This window comes from Corynebacterium sp. MSK195 (genome assembly GCF_030228885.1).
Lineage (GTDB): Bacteria > Actinomycetota > Actinomycetes > Mycobacteriales > Mycobacteriaceae > Corynebacterium.
On sequence record NZ_JASPGT010000003.1, the window covers coordinates 1 to 16,914 of the forward strand.

At 58.3% G+C, this 16,914-nt stretch carries 14 protein-coding genes; all 14 read right to left on the reverse strand.

What is annotated here, in order from left to right:
* Positions 1-332: 332 nt before the first annotated feature.
* The 14 genes from tyrS to pheS all read right to left on the reverse strand — a co-directional run bounded on the left by tyrS (position 333) and on the right by pheS (position 16,858).
* Complete coding sequence (gene tyrS, locus QP909_RS03590) at positions 333-1,592, reverse strand: tyrosine--tRNA ligase (RefSeq protein ID WP_284766171.1); 1,260 nt, start codon at positions 1,590-1,592, stop codon at positions 333-335.
* Between the two features lie 23 nt (positions 1,593-1,615).
* Positions 1,616-1,789 carry a Trm112 family protein gene (locus QP909_RS03595; RefSeq protein WP_005323252.1) on the reverse strand — a complete coding sequence of 58 codons (174 nt, stop codon included), beginning with the start codon at positions 1,787-1,789 and terminating at the stop codon, positions 1,616-1,618.
* A gap of 56 nt (positions 1,790-1,845) precedes the next feature.
* Positions 1,846-2,883 carry an ornithine cyclodeaminase gene (gene ocd, locus QP909_RS03600; protein ID WP_005323253.1) on the reverse strand — a complete coding sequence of 346 codons (1,038 nt, stop codon included), beginning with the start codon at positions 2,881-2,883 and terminating at the stop codon, positions 1,846-1,848.
* Positions 2,884-2,895: 12 nt separating this feature from the next.
* Complete coding sequence (locus QP909_RS03605) at positions 2,896-4,413, reverse strand: amino acid permease (RefSeq protein ID WP_284766172.1); 1,518 nt, start codon at positions 4,411-4,413, stop codon at positions 2,896-2,898.
* A gap of 219 nt (positions 4,414-4,632) precedes the next feature.
* Positions 4,633-6,063: an argininosuccinate lyase gene (gene argH / locus QP909_RS03610; protein WP_284766173.1), complete on the reverse strand. Its 1,431-nt coding sequence runs from the start codon at positions 6,061-6,063 to the stop codon at positions 4,633-4,635.
* A gap of 6 nt (positions 6,064-6,069) precedes the next feature.
* Positions 6,070-7,290, reverse strand: a complete 1,221-nt coding sequence (locus QP909_RS03615; protein WP_049378720.1) for an argininosuccinate synthase — start codon at positions 7,288-7,290, stop codon at positions 6,070-6,072.
* 81 nt (positions 7,291-7,371) lie between these two features.
* Positions 7,372-7,854, reverse strand: coding sequence for an arginine repressor (locus tag QP909_RS03620; RefSeq protein WP_005323257.1), 483 nt, complete (start codon positions 7,852-7,854; stop codon positions 7,372-7,374).
* A gap of 3 nt (positions 7,855-7,857) precedes the next feature.
* On the reverse strand, positions 7,858-8,778 hold the full coding sequence (argF, locus tag QP909_RS03625; RefSeq protein ID WP_284766174.1) for an ornithine carbamoyltransferase: 921 nt from the start codon (positions 8,776-8,778) through the stop codon (positions 7,858-7,860).
* Positions 8,775-9,953, reverse strand: coding sequence for an acetylornithine transaminase (locus tag QP909_RS03630; RefSeq protein WP_284766175.1), 1,179 nt, complete (start codon positions 9,951-9,953; stop codon positions 8,775-8,777). Before QP909_RS03630 ends, argF begins: the two co-directional genes overlap by 4 nt.
* Positions 9,950-10,885: an acetylglutamate kinase gene (gene argB, locus QP909_RS03635; RefSeq protein WP_284766176.1), complete on the reverse strand. Its 936-nt coding sequence runs from the start codon at positions 10,883-10,885 to the stop codon at positions 9,950-9,952. The genes QP909_RS03630 and argB overlap by 4 nt, the downstream gene beginning before the upstream one ends.
* A gap of 13 nt (positions 10,886-10,898) precedes the next feature.
* Positions 10,899-12,068 carry a bifunctional glutamate N-acetyltransferase/amino-acid acetyltransferase ArgJ gene (gene argJ / locus QP909_RS03640; RefSeq protein ID WP_284766177.1) on the reverse strand — a complete coding sequence of 390 codons (1,170 nt, stop codon included), beginning with the start codon at positions 12,066-12,068 and terminating at the stop codon, positions 10,899-10,901.
* A gap of 15 nt (positions 12,069-12,083) precedes the next feature.
* Entirely contained in the window at positions 12,084-13,127 is a 1,044-nt protein-coding gene (gene argC / locus QP909_RS03645) for an N-acetyl-gamma-glutamyl-phosphate reductase (RefSeq protein WP_284766178.1), read from the reverse strand.
* Positions 13,128-13,273: 146 nt separating this feature from the next.
* A complete protein-coding gene (pheT, locus tag QP909_RS03650; protein WP_284766179.1) occupies positions 13,274-15,787 on the reverse strand; it encodes a phenylalanine--tRNA ligase subunit beta in 2,514 nt (837 codons plus the stop codon).
* A 24-nt stretch (positions 15,788-15,811) separates the two neighbouring features.
* Positions 15,812-16,858 carry a phenylalanine--tRNA ligase subunit alpha gene (gene pheS / locus QP909_RS03655; RefSeq protein ID WP_284766180.1) on the reverse strand — a complete coding sequence of 349 codons (1,047 nt, stop codon included), beginning with the start codon at positions 16,856-16,858 and terminating at the stop codon, positions 15,812-15,814.
* Positions 16,859-16,914 lie beyond the last annotated feature (56 nt).

Here is a 16,914-nt window from a genome sequence, read left to right on the forward strand (position 1 = left end):
CAAACCAATCAACACACAACCATGCACACAAAAAATAAAAAGTACATTGGCACACTATTGAGTTCTCAAACATCATCCGCACGCCACAAAAAATTAACTTCCCGTTAACCTCTCGTTGGCGGCTCGTACAAACTTACTCAAATCATTGAACCCTGTCAAATCATCGAACCAAGCCCGTACAAAATTCGCAAAGAAGTAACCTCCCGGCTACCTCGCGGCGACTTGGATTAATGTAGCCCACCACAACCACACAACACAAACCCGCAGGACAGAATGCAAAAATGAAAAATGACGCCCTTCCAACGAGTGGAATGGGCGTCATCTATTGCTGCTTAGCTCAACTTAGCGCCAGCGAAGTTCTTCTTGCCTCGGCGCAGAACGAGCCAGCTGCCATGCAGGAGGTCGTCGGTAGACGGCTCCCACTCTGCCGATTCGATGCGCTGGTTATTGACGTAGGCGCCGCCTTCCTTGATAGTGCGGCGAGCAGCACCCTTGGAATCGGCCAAACCGCTGGCCACCAGTAGGTCAACAATGGTGCGCGGTTCGCCGGCGGCAATTTCCGCAACAGTAGTTTCCGAAAGCGCACCGGCAAGGGTCTTTTCATCAAGCTCGGAAAGTTCCGCCTTACCGAATAGTGCTTGAGCAGCAAGCTCGACAGCCTTGGTTGCCTGTTCGCCGTGAACCAGATCGGTCATCTCTTGAGCCAGGCGACGCTGAGCCGCGCGCTTATAAGGCTCTTCTTCCACCGCGCGCTCGTACTCCGCAATTTCCTGCTGCGTCAGGAAGGTAAACCAGCGCAGGTAGTCAATGACTACGGAGTCACCGGCATTGAGGAAGTACTGGTACCAAGAGTATGCGGAAGTCTTTTCCGGATCGAGCCATAGCTTTCCGCCGCCAGTAGACTTGCCGAACTTCTGTCCGGAGGCGTCGGTAACCAGCGGCACCGTAAGCCCATGTACCTTGGTGCCATCGATACGACGGTTAAGGTCTACGCCAGAGACGATGTTGCCCCACTGATCACCGCCGCCGATCTGCAATACACAATCTCGCTCGCGGCGAAGCTGCACGAAATCATTGGACTGCAGGAGCATGTAGGAAAACTCCGTGTAGGAAATGCCGTCACCCTCGAGGCGCCGCTTGACGGTATCGCGATCCAGCATCGTGTTAAGGGAGAAGTTCTTCCCTACGTCACGCAAAAAGTCGATAACGGACATATTCATGGTCCAATCGGCGTTGTTGACCATGGTGGCAGCCTGATCGCCGTCGAAATCGATGAACCGACGCAGCTGCCCCTTAATGGCTTCGAGGTTATGGGCCAAGTCTTCCTCACTCAGCATGGAGCGCTCGCCGACGTCGCGCGGATCACCAATAAAGCCAGTTGCGCCACCTGCCAGTGCAATTGGGTGGTGTCCCGCTTTTTGGAAGCGGCGCAGCATGATAAGCGGAACTAGGTGGCCTGCATGGAGGGAGTCACCCGTGGGGTCGAAGCCGCAGTACAGCGCGATGGGGTTCTCGCATGCCTCGCGCAGGGCCTCAAGATCGGTGGACTGGTTGATCAGTCCACGCCATTGCAGTTCATCGATGATATTCATGGGAGTCTTTCTGAGAGTCGAGGTTAAGCTGGCCATTTCTGGGCGTGGTCTACAAGCATCACTGGGATGTCATCCTCAATGGGATAGGCAATGCCCAGCCGCTCGTTGACGAGAACCTGTTTATCTTCCAGATATGTCAAAGGGCCCTTGTCTTGCGGACAGACAAGGACCTCTAGCAACTTCGGGTCAAGACTCATGCGTCTTATCTTAGCGGGTAGAGGAAGAAGTTGGATCCCCCTACCCCACTTTGGCCTTAGAGCAGGGACGGAACGTTTGCAACCAGGGAGAAGAGATCCTTGGGATCATCGGGGTTGGCGATGATGTCAATCTCGGACTCCAAATCGGTGCCCTTGACGGAATCGCGCAAGTAACGCAGGGCGGAGAAGTCGTTGATGGCGAATCCGACATCGTCGAAGAGGGTGATCTGCTCATCATCATCGCGGCCGGTGGCCTGGCCAGTGAGCACCTGGTAGAACTCGACAACCGGGAAGTCCTCCGGCTTCTGCTGGATTTCACCTTCGATGCGGGTCTGCTCTGGGAACTCTACGAAGACCTTGGACTTGTCCAGGATGGAGCTCTCCAGCTCGGTCTTGCCCGGGCAGTCACCGCCAACGGCATTGAGGTGGACGCCTGGAGCGACGTGGCGCTCAGCCAGAATCTGGTTTTGAGCCTTGTCTGCGGTACAGGTGGTGATGATGTCTGCACCCAAAACCGCCTCGTCGACGCTGGAGCAAGCAGTGATATTAAAGCCCAGTGGCTCCAAGTTGCGCTTGAACTTTTCTACCGCCTCAGGGTCGATGTCATAGATGGTGATGTCCTCAATTCCCATAACGCCGCGGAAGCCAAGCGCCTGGAACTCGGACTGGGAGCCGGCTCCAACCATGGCCATGCGCTTGGAATCCTTGCGTGCCAAGTGCTTTGCCACCATGGCGGACGTCGCGGCGGTACGCAGGGCAGTAAGCAGCGTCATCTCGGCTTCGAAGGTGGGGTAACCATTGTCGACGTCGGCAAGCACGCCAAAGGCAGTGACGGTCTGGAAACCGCGAGCCGGGTTGGAGGGGTGACCGTTGACGTACTTGAAGGAGTACTCCTTGCCATTGGAGGTAGGCATGAGCTCGATAACGCCGAACGGGGTGTGGGAGGCAACGCGCGGAATCTTGTCGAAGCGCTCCCACTCGCGGTAGTCGGCCTCGAGGTAGTCCACCATTCCGGTAATGATGTTTTCTACGCCTTCGCGCTGAATCCAGCGCGCCATATTCTCTACATCTACGAACTTAACTGCGTGGTTCATAAAAGTTCCTTTCTATTTCTTTGGGTGAAGGTCTGTTTGCGGTGCGGCCGGGAAGCTGGAGGTTGGCAGGTGCTTGGCCTTCTTCTCTTCCGCGATGGCGCGAATGCGGTCGCGCCATGCGTACCACATTGCCATAAAGACCGGAACGAGGAGCAGGGTCGACGCAAGTGCAAAAGTACCGATTGGATAATCAAAGGCCATCAAGATAATGACTAGGCCAATGAAGATGAGCACTGCCCAGTCTCCGCCTTCGCCAAACGGCGAGCGGTATCCCGGTCGGGTGTAGCTTCCACTCTTAGCCAGGCGCACAAATTTGAGGTGCGAGAGCGCAACTGCCGCCCAAGACGCCAATGTACCCAAGGCTGCCAGGTTGAGCACGATTTCAAACGCCATCTCCGGCACCACATAGTTGAGGAAGACGCCTACCAAGCCCACCATGGCCGCCATGACGATGCCTCCGTAGGGCACGCCAGACTTGGACATGCGAGCGCCAAACTTCGGGCCGGAGCCGGAAGTGGACATGTTGTACATAATGCGGCCGGTGGAATACAGGCCGGCGTTGAGCGAGGAAATCGCAGCGGTGATAACGACAAGCTGGAAAATCGGGGCCGCCGCACCTACACCGAGGGATTCAAAGAAGGTCACAAACGGCGATACGTCAGCGACGTAATTGGTGTACGGCAGCGCGAGCGTGAGCAGCAGCACGGAACCGAAGTAGAAAATCAGGATGCGCAGCAGCACGTTGTTGACTGCACGCGGAATGTGCTTTTCTACGTTCTTGGTCTCGCCGGAGGTGGTGCCGACAAGCTCAATGCCGGCATAGGCGAAGACGACGCCCTGGATGACGATCACGGCAGGCATCAAGCCATTAGGCAGCCAGCCGCCGGTATCAGAAATGAGACTAAAGCCGGTCGGGTCGCCACTCGGGTGGCCAAAGATGAGGACGCCGATGGCCACAAACATGAAGATGAGCAGCGCGACGATCTTGATCAAGGAGAACCAGTACTCCAGCTCGCCGAAGATCTTCACGGAGAGCATATTGAACAGGAGGATGCCGCAGATGACCACGAGCGCAAGTGTCCACTGCGGGACGGAGTCGAGCCACGACGTGTACTGACTAAACCACTTGATGTAGATGGCGACGGCTGTGCCATCCGCCACAAGAGTCATGGCCCAGTTTCCCCAGTACAACCAGCCGGTGACGAAAGCGGTCTTCTCGCCATAAAACTCGCGAGCATAAGACACGAAGGAGCCGGAGCTGGGGCGATAGACGATGAGCTCGCCAAGTGAACGCAAGATGATGTAGCCAAAGAAGCCACATACGAGGTACAGCACGGCGAGGAAGGGGCCCGCGTCTTGCAGGCGGCTGCCGGTGCCCAGGAGAAGGCCAGTACCGATTGCGGAACCGATGGCGATCATCTGTAACTGGCGATTGCCCATTCCCTTTTGCAGGCCGTGGTCTTCCGAGGCGTAGACCGCCTTTTCATTCTCGTGTGGCCCATCTGGGGACGGCGGAGAATTTACTGTCATAGGAGAGATCGTCCTTTCATTACGGTGAACGAGTCTGTTAGGTCACATTCCCTGCAAGAATACTAACGCACCACACTGTTACCCATGTCACCGGTACCCCCATTGTGTTCAACAACGCAGTTGAAGGGTTGGGAATGGGGGTCAATCTCCCACCCCCGCAGCGAGACAAAAAAGAACCGCATGGCCAAAGACCATGCGGTTTTTAAAGCGCACTGAGAATTAGCGCAGCGGCTTCTGCGCCCACGCGCGAGCAGCCGCGGCACGCTCGCGGACAGTCTCGCGCTGCTCAGCCACGCGGACACCAGCGGTGCCGCCCTTGGTGGCACGAGAGGCCACTGCCCCGTCGATAGTGAGTACTTCACGGACGCTAGGCTTCAGCCGCTTGTCGACGTCCGCCAATTCCTCATCGGTGAGCTCCACCAGGTCAACTCCCCGCTCCTCAGCGATGCGCACGCAGGCGCCGGACGCTTCGTGCGCCTCGCGGAAAGGAACGCCTTGGCGAACCATCCATTCGGCCAAGTCGGTAGCCAGCGTGAACCCGCGCGGGGCAAGTTCGCGCATGCGGTCCTCGTGGAAAGTCAGCGTGGACACCAACCCCGTCATTGCCGGCAGCAGCAGGTTAAGCTGCGCCACCGAATCAACGATGGGCTCCTTATCTTCCTGCAGGTCGCGGTTATAGGCCAGCGGCTGTGCCTTTAGCGTGGACAGGAGACCGGTGAGGTTACCAATAAGGCGGCCGGTCTTGCCGCGGGTAAGCTCCGGCACGTCCGGATTCTTCTTTTGCGGCATGATGGACGAGCCGGTCGACCATGCATCATCCAGGGTGACGTAGCCGTATTCCGGCGTACACCAGTAGATAATTTCTTCCGAAAGTCGGGACATATCGACGGCAATCTGCGCCAAGACGAATGCCGTCTCGGAGGCGAAGTCACGAGCCGCAGTGCCATCCAAGGAGTTCTCCGCGGCGGCATCAAAGCCGAGTTCCTCTGCAATGGCTTCCGGATCTAGCTGCAAGGAGGAACCGGCTAGAGCGCCAGAACCATAGGGCGATACAGCCAAGCGCTTATCCAGATCCTGCAGACGCTCAATATCGCGCAGAAGTGGCTGCGCATGGCCCAGTAGCTCATGCGCCAAAAGAACTGGCTGTGCCGCCTGCGAGTGAGTTTTGCCCGGCATAATGGCGTCCGGATGTGCTGCTGCCTGATCAGCCAAGGCATCCACCAAGTCGCTCACCTGAGCCGCGGTATCGCGAATGGCATCGCGCACCCACATGCGAAACAGCGTCGCGACCTGGTCATTACGGGAACGGCCGGCGCGCAGACGACCGCCTACCTCTGGACCCACAATCTCGATGAGCCCGCGCTCCATCGCACCGTGGACGTCCTCGTCCGTGGGCGCTGGGCGGAACTCACCGGAGGCCACTTTCTCCCCTAGCTCGGTGAGGCCGGAGAGCATGGTGTCCAAGTCGACGTCGGAAAGCAAGCCAGCTTTGTGCAGCACCTTGGCATGCGCCTTGGAGGCTAGTACGTCATATGGTGCCAGCACCCAGTCAAAGTGGGTAGATACAGAGAGGGCAAACATCGCCTCAGATGGACCACCCGAGAAGCGGCCGCCCCATAGGGCACCCTCATTAGTCTTATGCGGTTCCATGTGCTCCTACTTCTGCGCGCTGGTAGGGAAACCGCCGTCGCGGTCGCGCTGGTTGGAGATCTGGGTGGACAGGCCGTGCAGCTGCACAAAGCCTTTAGCAGCGGTCTGATCGAAGGTATCGCCAGTGTCATACGTAGCCAGGTCAAAGGAGTACAGCGACTGGCCGGAACGGCGGCCGGTGACTGTGGCGGTACCGGCATGCATGCTCAGGCGGATATCACCGGTGACGTTTTCCTGGGACTCCTCAACGAAGGCATCCAGGGAACGCTTCAGCGGCGAGTGCCAGAGACCGTCATAGACCTCCTCGGACCAGCGGGCATCGGTCAAGCGCTTGTAGCGAGCCAACTCGCGCTCCACGGTGACATCCTCCAGCGCCTCGTGGGCCTGGATGAGGACCATGGCGCCTGGAGCCTCATAGACCTCACGGGACTTAATGCCTACCAATCGGTCCTCCACCATATCCAGACGGCCAATGCCCTGCGCACCAGCGCGGCGGTTGACCTCTTCAATAATCTGCAGCGGGGACATCTTCTGGCCATCGACTGCCACCGGGATGCCCTTCTCGAAGGAGATGATGATTTCATCCGGGGCATTACCCAGGCTCGGGTCCTCGGTATAGGCGTAGAGATCCTTTGTTGGCGGGTTCCACAGATCCTCAAGGAAACCGGTCTCTACCGCGCGGCCCCACAGGTTCTGATCGATGGAAAATGGTGAGGAAGCGGACTGCTCAATCGGCAGGTTGATCTCTTCCGCGAAAGCGATGGCCTTATCGCGGGTCCAGGCATAATCGCGCGCAGGGGCGATGATTTCGAGGGAAGGATCCTGGGCGCGGAAGGAAACCTCGAAGCGTACCTGGTCATTACCCTTGCCGGTGCAACCGTGCGAGACGTGGGTGCCGCCGAATTCCTGGGCCGCTTTCACCAGGTGCTTGGTAATGAGAGGGCGGGAAATAGCCGATACCAGCGGGTACTGCTTCATGTACATGCCGTTTGCCTTGATGGTGGGCACGCAGTATTCCTCCGCAAACTCATCCTTGGCGTCGATAACGATGGACTCTACGGCACCGCAGTCAAGTGCACGCTGGCGAACCGATTCCATATCTTCGCCGCCCTGGCCCAAGTCCAGGGAAACGGCGACTACGTCACCACCGGTCATTTTTGCCAGGTATGGGATGGCAACGGAAGTATCAAGGCCACCAGAGTAAGCCAAGACTACGCGTGCGGACATGGTTAATCTCCTTGTTCTATTGGAAACAATTCATCTAAGTACATAATATACGATGGTGGTCTGGATTGCCACCACCGCCGTCTAAATATTCCGCGTGGTAAGTGTCACTGCCAGATCTGCTCCCGTGACGCCCTCGCGCGCCAAGACGAAGATGGTGTCATCGCCGGCGATGCAACCAATGACATCGTGTAGCCCCACCCTGTCAATAAAGCTGGCAAGGTACTGGGCCGCACCGGCTGGGGTGCGCAGCATGGCTATATTGCCGGAAGAATCATGGGAAACCACGAGCTCATCGAGCATGCGGCGCAGCTTTTCACGGGGACCGCCCACCTGGTCTTCAAATTGCTCCAGCTCACCGCCGACCACGTAGTAGGAACGACCACCATCGCGCTTTACCTTCTTCGCTCCCAACTCATCCAAGTCACGGGACAAAGTGGCTTGCGTGATGTCGATGCCGTCTGCGAGAAGAAGCTCGGATAGTTGCACCTGGCTGGTGACGCGATTGCGATCTAAAATCTCCAAGATCTTGGCCTGCCGAGCATTGCGGGTGGTCGGGGTGTTCATTACTTAGTTGGTCTCCTTATTTATTTCGAGCAACCAGACAAGAAGCGCTTTCTGCGCATGCAGGCGGTTTTCCGCTTCATCAAAGACGCGCGACTGTGGTCCATCAATTACCTCAGCCGTGACCTCATTTCCACGGTACGCCGGCAAACAATGTAAGAATATTGCATCCTTATGCGCCTTGCTCATTATGGTCGAATCAACCTGATATGGCAGAAACGGCGTACGCCTATCGCGGCCATCGTTTTCCTGCCCCATAGAGATCCAAGTATCTGTGATGACTACGTCTGCGCCTTCAACTTCATCGACGTCATCAGTAATGGTGATGTTGCCCCGCTTGCGCGCGCGGTCGACGAATTCCTGCCGCGGCTGGAATCCTTCGGGCGCGATAATAGAGACGTCCATGCCGGCCGTGGCGAAACCAATCATGTAGGAGTTAGCCATATTATTATCACCATCGCCCAGGTAGACGGCCTTTTTACCTTCAAGGTCACCCAAATTCTCGCGACAGGTCAGCAGGTCAGCCAAAATCTGGCAGGGATGCAGGTCGTCAGAAAGCGCATTCACCAGAGGAACGGTAGCAGTCTCCGCCATCTGGAGGAGATTGTCATGGTCAAAGGTGCGCCACACGATTGCCTCCACGTACCGCGAAAGCACCGCGGCCGTGTCTTGGTAGGACTCCCCTTTGCCCATCTGAGTCGTAGAAGTATCGACGGTAATGCCCTTGCCGCCCATATTCGCTACTGCGGTTTCAAAGGAAAAACGGGTCCGCGTAGACGTTTTATCAAAGAGCACCGCCACGGTCTTAGGCCCCTCTAGTGGGCGCTCTGCAAAGGGATCCTTCTTGAGCCTTTCAGCTAGATCCAAAACGGTTGCTTGTTCTTGTGGGCTGAGATCGTCGTCAGCCAGAAAGTGTCGCAGGCTCATGCCAGTTCCTCTACTATCGTCCGGAGTGTTGTCAATGCTGTGTCTAGTTCATCGTGGGAAATAACCAAGGGTGGGGTGAGGCGGAGAATTTGCTCACTGGGGGCGTTGAGGATGAGCCCCTGTGCAAGCCCATCGCGCACGGCCTGCTTAGCCACCGGTTTTGCTAATACAATGCCGAGCATCAAGCCGCGGCCGCGCACGCGTTCTACAAGCGACAATTTTTCAATCTCTTGCCGCAGATAGTCACCCTTACGGGTAACTTCCGCAAGAAAGTCCGCATCCACGGTGTCAAGTACTACGTTTGCTGCAGCACAGGCCACGGGGTTTCCGCCAAAGGTGGAGCCATGGGAGCCAGGTTTAAACAAATCCTTGGCGCGACCTCGGGCAATGGTCGCACCGATGGGTACTCCGGCGCCCAAACCCTTTGCCATGGTGATGACATCCGGTTGAACGCCTTCTACCTCGTGGGCGAAAAAGGTACCCGTACGGCCCACGCCCGTCTGCACTTCATCCACCATGAGCAAAATGCCGAATTCATCGCACAGCTCGCTTACCTTCTGCATGAATTCCGCAGGGGCCGGAATGACGCCGGTCTCTCCCTGAATGGGCTCAAGGATGATCGCCGCGGTATCGGTGGGATCTTGCTCTACCACCTGACGCAGGTAGTTCGCGTCCCCGAACGGGTAGAATTCGACCCCGCCCGGTAGTGGGTGGAAGGCGCGCTGCTTATCGGGCTGGCCGGTCAGGGCAAGCGCACCCATGGTGCGGCCATGGAAGCCGTGCTCCGCCGCGAGGATTCGGCGCCTGCCAGTCAAGCGGGCAAGCTTAAATGCGGCCTCGTTCGCTTCGGCGCCAGAGTTGCAGAAGAAGACGCGGGCACCGCTATCCCCTACCCGCCTAATCAACTTCTCCCCGGCGTCGACCACCGGCTGCGTGGCAAAGAGGTTCGAGGTATGCACCAAGGTGCGGGCCTGGTGCGAAACTGCCTGCGCCACCTGCTCATTGCCATAGCCCAAAGAGTTGACAGCAATCCCAGCGAGAAGGTCGATATAGCTCTTCCCCTCCTCATCGGTAAGCGTTGCTCCTTGGCCGGAGACGAGGCCTATCGGTGGCGTGCCGTAGGCATCTACAATCGTCTCCGACCACCGTGTGGTCAAGCTCGGTGGCTTGTTCATGCTGCATCGTCCTTCCTGAAGATGGTCCCTTCGGGGTAGTCGTGTTTGTCATAGTCATCTGGCAGCACCATGGTTCCGACGCCGCCAGGGGTAAATAGTTCTAAAAGCACCGAGTGTCCAATCCGGCCATCAATAACGTGGGCGGCCGATACCCCAGCTTTTACCGCCTTAAGGCAGGACTCCATTTTGGGAATCATGCCGGAGTCCAAGTGCGGCAATAGATGGGATAGCCGGCCACATTCAATCTTTGATACCAAGGACTCACGGTTCGGCCAGTCCGTATATAGCCCTTCTACGTTGGTAAGGATGATTAATCGCTCAGCCCCAATCGCGCTGGCCAAGGCGCCAGCCGCACTATCGGCGTTGATGTTATAAATAGCGCCATCCTCTCCCGGTGCAATGGTCGAGACCACAGGGATGCGTCCGGCCTGGATAATATCCATGACGGCTGCAGGGTTGACCTCTACGATGTCGCCGACCATGCCAATATCGGTAGGTTGTCCATCGATCTCCACCAGCCGTTTCGTAGCCCGAAATAGTCCTGCATCTTCTCCTGAGGTCCCCACTGCATAAGGACCATGGGAATTGATGAGGTTGACCAATCCGCGGCCCACCTGCCCAAACAGCACCATGCGCACGACGTCCATGACTTCCGGCGAGGTCACGCGGAATCCGCCCCGAAACTGCCCTTCAATGCCGAGCTTCTGCAGCATAGAGTTGATCTGTGGCCCGCCACCGTGGACCACCACGGGATGGACACCGACGGTGCGCAAAAAGACCATATCCGCCGCAAAGGCCGCCTTGAGCTCCTCATCCACCATGGCATTTCCGCCATATTTCACCACCACTATGGTGTCCCGATAGTGCTGGAGCCACGGCAGTGCATCTGCCAAGACAGTGGCCCGCTCGTGGTCCCTAAGTCCGCTAATCATTCTCATCTCCTCCCTAGGAGCTATACGCCGAATTGATTTCCACGTAGGCATGGGAGAGATCCGTCGTGCGCACGAATGCCGACCCCGCGCCTCCCGTGCCCAGATCCACGCGAACATCAATATCGGCGCCGCTCAGGTCCACCTCGCGTGCCCCCGGCGTGCCCGTTGATGCTAGACAGACCGGCTGGTCATTGAAATAGACGGAGATGTTGTCCGGATCCATTTCTGCATCTGCCATTCCCACAGCGGCGAGGACACGTCCCCAATTAGGATCGGAACCAAACATGGCGCACTTAAATAGGTTGTCGCGGCCCAAGGTGCGCGCGGCATTGAGGGCCTGGTTATCCGTAGCCGTGCCCTCTACCGTGATTTTGACGCGCTTAGTCACGCCTTCCGCATCCGCTTGCAATTGGTCCGCAATGTCCGCGCACACCGCGAGCACCGCCGCATCAAGGTCTTCTTGGCTGGGTGTAATCCCCGATGCCCCAGAAGACATGAGGATTACCGTGTCATTGGTGGAGGTAGACCCATCTACGTCGAGGGTGTTAAAAGTCTTGGCTGCGGCCTTGTCTAGGGCGCTGTGGAGTGCGGGAGCACTCGCGGCGGCGTCGGTAGTAAGGCATACCAACATTGTTGCGAGAGAAGGAGCCATCATGCCTACTCCCTTGCCCATGGCCCCCACCGACCAGCCGTCCGTAGTATAGGTGGCTTCTTTGGTCACGGTATCGGTGGTCATAATGGCTGCGGCTGCCGCGTGTGCGTGTTCCGCACTCGTGCCAAGGCCCTTCACTACGTCGGCCGCACCAGCCAACAACTTGTGCATTGGCATGGGCTCACCGATAAGTCCCGTCGAACAGGCGGCAATGTCTCCCTCGGGAAGGCGCAGGGAGTGAGCGACCTCGGCTACCAGCGCAGCGGCGTCCTTGTCGCCCTGCGCACCATTGCACGCATTGGCGTTTCCAGAATTGAAGATGACCGCAGCCAATTGACCATCGCTGATCGCTTTGCGGGAGAGTTTCACCGGCGAGGCCACCACGCGGTTGCGGGTAAAGACTGCCGCCGCGTCGAAGCGAGGTCCGTTATTGACCACCAAAGCCATATCGGGCGTGCCGGAGGGCTTAATCCCCGCTGTAGTTGCGCCGGCGCTAAAGCCGGCGGGGCCGGTGATCCCAGCTGTACTCATTGTATTCTCCTAGTGTTATGGGGCTACGGCCGCTTGCGGCAGGCCCGAGGTTTCATCCCAGCCAAGTGCCAGGTTCATGCATTGCAACGCGGCGCCAGCCGTTCCCTTGCACAGGTTGTCTAGCGCTGATGTGACAACGAGCCGTCGGGCGCGTTCGTCCACGTGAGCTTGGATATGGACCATGTTGGTGCCCACGACGTTCTGGGTTTCGGGTTGCTGCCCGGTGGGAAGGACGTGGCAAAAGGGCTCTTGGGCATAAAAGTCGCGGAATGCTGTCTCCACGTCACGCTTGCCGACGCCCCCTTTAAGCCCCGCCGTAGTCGTCGCCAAAATCCCACGGGGCAAGGGCGCGAGAACCGGTGTAAAGCTAACGGAGAGCTTCTCCTTGGCAAAAGGCTGCAGGTTTTGCAGGATCTCTGGGGTGTGCCGGTGCGTCCCGCCAGGCTTATATGCTTTGAGGTTTCCCATGGTCTCCGCGCCAAGCTGCGCTACAGAAGCTTTCTTCCCGGCACCAGAGACTCCGGTGATAGCAATGACCGAAAGGTTTGGCTCAACGAGCTCGTGCGCCACGGCCGGGAGAACCCCAAGGGTGACCGCCGTAGGAAAACATCCCGGTACTGCTATTCGGTGAGCACGCCGCAGCGCTTCTCTATTGCCGGGCACCTCCGGAATTCCATAGGGCCAGCTTCCGGCATAGTCGCCGCCGTAGAAAGCATCCCAGTCGGACTTGCTACGAAGGCGAAAATCGGCCGCACAATCGATCACGGTGGTCTGCTGGCCTAGTTGTTGGGCGATGTCAGCAGAGTACCCGTGCGGTAGGCCGAAAAAGACAACATCATGCCCACGGAGATTTTCAACGGTCGTCTCTTCAATAACGCGACCCGCCAACTGAGGCAGGTGCGGCATGAGCTCACCTACCGTCTTCCCGGCGGTGGAATGTGCCGTCAACGCGCCAATGCGCAAGCCCCCGCAGAGATAGGCCGGGTGAGATAACAGCAGGCGCAGAATCTCGCTTCCTGCGTATCCGGTGGCGCCTGCTATTGCTACTGAAATCGTCATAGGAGCGACTATAGCAATAAATACACCCGGCCGTATGTTATTCATCCAATTTGGGGATATTCCCTGGTTAAGGCAGCACCAAAAATGAAAAAATGTATGAAAAAAGGGGCGGTGAGCTAAATCTCACCGCCCCTCCGTGGGGAAAGCTATGCGCGCATCACTGCGCCCAAGCGCTGCTTAGCCAGCTCCGCTGCCGCTGTGCGGTGCTCGTTGACTTCCTCATCGGTCAACGTGCGATCCGCTGCACGGAACAGAAGCTGGAAGGCCAAGGACTTCTTGCCCTCGCCCAACTGCTCGCCACGGAAGATGTCGAAGAGCTCGACGGACTCGATAAGCTCGCCCGCTCCCTCTTCCACGGTGGCGCGCACGCGCTCTGCTGGGACGTCTTCATCCACCACGAGGGCAATGTCCTGGTGCAACGCCGGGAAGGAGGACAGTACCGGCGCAGGGAACTTCTCTTCCAATGGCATAGCGGTAACGTCCAGCTCCATAGCGCAGGTGCGCGCCGGCAGGTTCAGCGCCTCCAAAACCTGCGGGTGAAGCTCACCGGCATGGCCCAGAACGATGTCAGTGCCAGCCACCTTCACGGCAGCACAACGGCCTGGATGCCAGGGAAGAGCCTGCGCTGCCTCCAACTCGATGTCCACACCGGCGGCGCGGGCGACCTGGCGGGCGGATTCGATAGCGTCGGCATAGCTATATGCGCGACCCTCGCCCCACGGTCCCTCATGCTCAATATTGCCGGTGGCCACCGTTGCAACGTGCAGCGGTTGCTCAGGAAGGGTATCCAGAAGTTCGGAAACAACCTGCTCAGAAGGTCGTTGCTCTACGGAAGGCATGGGCGATGCCTCAGCGCGCTTAAACGCCACCTGCTGCAGCCCGTACAGAGCAAGGTCGCTGCGGCCGCGAGCAACATTGCGCCCGATGGCCTCCAGCATGTTCGGGAGCAGAGTCGTGGACAAGATGGCCTTATCTGCCTCAAGCGGATTCTGCACCTCTACGGTGCGGCGGCGAGGATCATCCTTGTCCAGGCCCCACACATCAAAGGTGTCGTTCGCCACGAACGGGGCCGGCAATACCTCTGCATAACCGGCATAGGCCAAGCCGTGACCAATAGCGCGGCGACGCTTCTGCGCTGGGGTGAGACCGCGACCGCCGGCCGGAGTAGGCAGGACGGTAGGAATGTCCTCCAAGCCCTCAAGACGCAGGACTTCCTCAATGAGGTCAACATCCATAGAGATATCGGTGCGCCACGATGCAGGCGTTACCTGCAGCATGTCGCCCTCATCGGCGACAGTGCAGCCGACTTCCTCGAGGCGGGAAATCACGGTCTCACGGGAATAGTCAACGCCGGCATACTCGCTGGCCTTTGCGGTGCGCAGGGCAATGGGCTCGCGCTTGGCGACGTCCCCGATTAGCGTCCGGCCTTCCTCAATGGTGCCGCCCGCCAGCTGCTGCAAGAGCGCACATGCGGTGTCTAGAGCGACCTCGACAATCGCAGGGTCCACGCCGCGCTCGAAGCGGCGGGAGGACTCGGACGACAACTTATGGCGGCGGGAGGTGCGCGCCACGGTGATCGGATCCCAGATAGCGGATTCGAAGACCACATCAGTGGTCTCCGCGGAGATTTCGGAGGTGGTACCGCCCATGACACCGGCCAACGACTGGATGCCGTTGTCATCGCAGATGACCACATCTTCTGCAGAAAGCTCACGCTTTACGTGATCCAAGGTCTCAAACTTCTCGCCTTCGTCCGCATTACGGACAACGAGACTTCCTTGGATAACGTTGGCGTCAAATGCATGCATCGGGGCACCCAAAAGCAACATCACATAGTTAGTAATGTCCGTGGGCAGGTTCACGCTGCGCTGGCCGCAGAGCATGAGCTCGCGCTCCAGCCAGAACGGGGTGCGCGCCTGCGGGTCGATGCCAGAGACCTTGCGCAGGCCGAAACGCTGCGCCTTGGTCGCGGGGTCTAGAGTGACGTCGATAAGCGAGCCCTGCGCCTCCGGAACAGCAGAGGTATCAATGCCAGCAACCGACGGCTCCTCGGCAATATCGGCAAATTCCAGATCGAAAGCCGAGGCAATCTCACGACTCAAACCGCGCGCGGACAGGGCGTAGCCGCGATCCGGGGTGATGTTGACGTCAAAGTCGGTATCGTGCAGCCCAATAATCGGGCGAGCGTCCTCGCCCACCTTATCGGCGACGTCATCGCCCAAGACGATGATCCCGTTCGCTTGTGCACCTAGACCGAGCTCAGCGCCGGAGCATAGCATGCCATTGGAGATGTGGTCGTAGGTCTCGCGAGCCGCAATTTTGAAGCCACCTGGCAGTTCCGATCCAGGAAGAGCTACGACGACATAGTCATTCAGGCGGAAGTTGCGGGCACCGCAAATGATTCCCTGCAGCTCGCCCGTACCATTAGCCTGGCCCACGTTGACTTGGCAGTAGCGGATGGGCTTTTTGAACTGAGTAAGTTCCTCGATCTCTACCACCTGGCCGATGACCAGCGGACCGGTGCTCTCCGGAACGGCAGCATAACCTTCGGTTTCAAAACCGACGCGCACGAATCCGGAGTCCATATCGGCAGCGGAAACATTCCAACCAGGATTCTTAGCGCCCAGGATGCGGGTGACCCAGTCTTGGGAAATAAGCATTAGTGTGTCTATCCTTTCTGGGTTTTAAGCCTGCACGCCAAACGGCAGGGTGAAGCGGACATCGCCTTCGACCATGTCGCGCATATCGGTCAAGCCATTGCGGAACTGCAGCGTGCGCTCGAGGCCCATACCGAAGGCAAAGCCCGTGTATTCCTCTGGGTCAACGCCTACGGCGCGCAGCACATTGGGATTCACCATGCCGCAGCCGCCCCACTCGATCCAGCCGGCCCCGCCCTTCTTATTAGGGAACCACACATCAACCTCGGCAGAGGGCTCAGTGAACGGGAAGTAATTCACGCGCATGCGCGTCGTGGTCTCCGGGCCGAACAGCACCTTGGCCAAGTGCTCAAGGGTGCCGCGCAGGTGAGCCATGGTCAGGCCCTTGTCCACGGCCAAACCCTCTACCTGGTGGAAAACCGGGGTATGGGTGGCATCCAGTTCATCGGTGCGGAATACGCGACCTGGGCAAGCGATATACAGCGGCACATCGCGCTCCAGCATCGTGCGCACCTGTACCGGAGAGGTGTGCGTGCGTAGCACCTGCTTAGAGCCCTCGCCGGAGACGTGGAACGTATCCTGCAGGGTACGTGCTGGGTGATCGGGCTTAAAGTTCAGGGCGTCGAAGTTAAAGTACTCCGCCTCCACCTCGGGGCCATCCGCGATTTCCCAGCCCATGCCGACGAAAATATCCGCAATGCGTTCCGACAATGCGGTAATCGGGTGAAGGGCACCAGTCTGAGTGCGGGTGGTAGGGATCGTGACATCTACGGTCTCTGCTCGCAATTGTTCTTCGCGAGCCTTCTGCTCCAAGACGTCCTTAACCTGGGCAAAGCGCTTTTCCATCTTCCCGCGGGCCATGTTGACAGCCTTGCCAGCGCTCTTGCGCTGCTCCTTGGGCAACTGCCCCAAAGACTGGCGTGCCTGCGGAATATAGCCGCCATCTCCTAGGTGCTCGCGGCGGGCTGCAGCAAGCTCATCGAGCGTTTCGGCTGCGTCGAAGGCTGCGATAGCCTTATCGGCCGCGGCCCCGAGAGCCTCTTCGGTCAATTCGATCTGCGGTGTATCGGACACGTACTTCGTACCTTCTTCTCGCGCGAAAACTAACGCGTGCAATCTTACTCTGTCCC